General features: G+C 29.4%; 3 protein-coding genes. All 3 read left to right on the plus strand.

The genetic code is table 11. The features are described from left to right. The coding region (locus SPD90_RS01825) for a hypothetical protein (protein WP_320924130.1) at nucleotides 1-304 on the plus strand (304 nt) is incomplete at its 5' end. A gap of 479 nt (nucleotides 305-783) precedes the next feature. After that, nucleotides 784-2,655, plus strand: coding sequence for a hypothetical protein (locus SPD90_RS01830; protein WP_320924131.1), 1,872 nt, complete (start codon nucleotides 784-786; stop codon nucleotides 2,653-2,655). Nucleotides 2,656-2,665: 10 nt separating this feature from the next. Further along, a partial coding sequence (locus SPD90_RS01835; RefSeq protein ID WP_320924132.1) for a hypothetical protein occupies nucleotides 2,666-2,892 on the plus strand: 227 nt, incomplete at its 3' end.

Consider the following 2,892-nt stretch of genomic DNA (forward strand, 5'->3'; position numbering starts at 1 on the left):
AGTAGAAAAAGGAACTCTAATACTTCCAGTTAATCTACTTGCAGAAGGAGAAACTTTAAACTTAGATACTCCTAAAGTAGCTAAATCTATAGGTAAAGTAAACTATGAAGTAAATGAAAAAGAAAATTATGTAACTTATTTAGGAACAATAGTAAATATAGAAAGAGCAAACTTTGATAAAGAATTAACTGCAAGCTCTTATGTTACATATAAGGATAAAGCAGGTCATATTTATACAGTTTATTCTCCATATAAAAATGGCTCAACATCAGTAAGTAAATTACAAGTATCAGTCAATAAATAGAATTATAAAAAGTTCTACTACTTTACTTACAAAAAGTAGTAGAACTAAAGATTATACTTACAAAAAATAAATACAATGATATAATGATAGAGAAATAGAAAAGCTTTTATTTTAAATTTATTTGTAGGGAATTAATTGGCCAAATTAAAATAAAAGCAAAGCCACGATTAAAACACTAAACTCTCGTGTAATTAAAAATTAAATTCAAACAAATCTCACATAAACGGGAGTAGAGATTTTAAATCTACTTACCCTAAAATTAATTCCCTAATTTTTTTAAATGACATTTAAAGACCTCGAATTGCAGAGGTCTTTTTAAAATTTTATGAGTATTTATAAGTAGTAGAACTTTTATCAAAAAGTGCTACTACTTAAAAGTAGACTTTTCTTACACCAAATCTATTGTACAATTAAGTAAATATATAATTAAAAAAATAAAATCTTTTGAGAAAAAATTACTATATTAAGGGGTGAATAAATTGTTAAAAAAAATATGTACAGTATTTCTTTCTTTTGTCATAATGATTGGATTTGTATTTTCAAATAGTGTAAATTCTTATGCATATAATCAAGAAAAGATAAAGAAATACATAAATGAAACAGCGAGCTTAATGTACAAAACTATACCTGAGCCTACTGTAGCTAGTATAGGCGGTGAATGGACTGTACTTAGCTTGGCTAGAAGTGGAGTAAAAATACCAAAAAGTTATTATGATGATTACTATAGAAGAGTAGAAAAAACTCTAAAAGATTGCGATGGACAGCTTCATAAGATTAAGTATACAGAGTATTCTAGAGTAATACTAGCGCTTACAGCTATGAATAAAGACGTAACCGATGTGGCTGGGTACAATCTACTTGAATATTTAACTGATTTAGACAATGTAAAAAAACAAGGTATAAATGGACCAATTTTTGCACTTATAGCATTTGACAGTGGAAATTACGAAATACCACAAAAATCCGGTGTAAAAGATCAAGTTACTAGACAAAAGCTAATTGACTTCATATTGAGTAAAGAAATTCACAAAGGTGAAAAAGATGCAGGTGGATGGGCGCTTAGTGGAACAGATCCTGACCCTGACATTACTTTTATGGCATTACAAGCCTTATCTAATTACACTGACCAAGAAGAAGTCAAAGAAGCTGTAAATAGAGCCTTGAATGCAATGAGTAAGAAGCAATTATCTACAGGAGCTTTCGATTCTTGGGGAACTATGAACTGTGAAAGTACAGCACAAGCTATAGTTGCTTTAACGGCTCTAGGCATAGATGTAGACAGCGATTCTAGATTTATAAAGACAGATTCAAAGGGAAATAAGAATACTGTAATAGATGGTATGTTGTATTTTTACTGCAAAGGTGGCGGATTTGCACATGTATTAGAAGGCTACGACGGCGGTGGAGGCGCTGGAACAGGACTTAACGCAATGGCTACAGACCAAGGAATGTACGCTTTAGTAGCATATAATAGATATTTAAAAGGTCAAAATAAATTATACGATATGACAGATGCCAGTACTACTTTTTCTACAGGAGATAATCCTGATTTAAATGGAAAAGATGATGGCGACGACGATAGCAACAACCAAAATAACAATAACGAAAATAATAATAGCAATAATCAAAATAACAACAGTAACAGTGAAAATAAAAATAATCAAAATACAAAAGTAGATAGCTCAGGAAATAAAACATATACATCTAAGGTTGGAAATAAAAGTGTTAAAACAACTGAAAACAAAAGTGCAACTATAAGTATAAAGACAGTATACACTGGTGAAAAGGATGGACTAATCACTGAAAATAAAAAATGCGTGATAATTGAATTTAAAGAAAAGGAAAAAGAAGAAATAGTAGAATTCAAATTATCTAAGGATAAAAAACAATACTTGTATTATTCACAAGAATTGTCAGATAAGAGCAATACTCCTACATATATAGCTTTATTTGATACATCTGTGAAGAAGGAAGATTTATTAAAAATGGACAACTATGAATTCCATAAAATAGAGGAAGCTAAAGTCGATCAAAATGCTTCAAATGAAGATAATATACAAAATCAAGAAGCTGATTATACAAAGCCAGAAAAATACGAAATAACATTTGGCGATGTAAATGGAGATAAGGTATTAAACGCACAGGATATTTTAAATATTCAATCAATATTATCAGGAAAATTAGATTTAACTGATGAAAGACAAATAATAGCTATAAATGTATCTATGGATTCTAAAATCGACAACGGAGATATAGATCAAATAATGAATAATTTCTTATCAAAATCTGAATATACAATTTGCAAGATTTGGGACGATAAATCAAAGGATGATGTTAAAGTAAATAACTAGGGAGGAAAAAATGAAATTAAGCAAACAAAAAAAAATAACTGCTATTGCTGTAATACTTTCTCTCATAGTAGTTGGAGTGGTTTATGGTATTGGCGTAAAATCAAAACAAGAGCAAGTAAATAATAATGTAAAGCAAGAGGATGAAAATCAAGAGGTAGCTTTATTATTAGAATACGACGAAGATTTGACTGCAAACTCTCAAGAGGAAATAATAATTCCAGTAAAATTATCATATCT

This window comes from Intestinibacter sp. (assembly GCF_034113885.1).
Taxonomy (GTDB): domain Bacteria; phylum Bacillota; class Clostridia; order Peptostreptococcales; family Peptostreptococcaceae; genus Intestinibacter.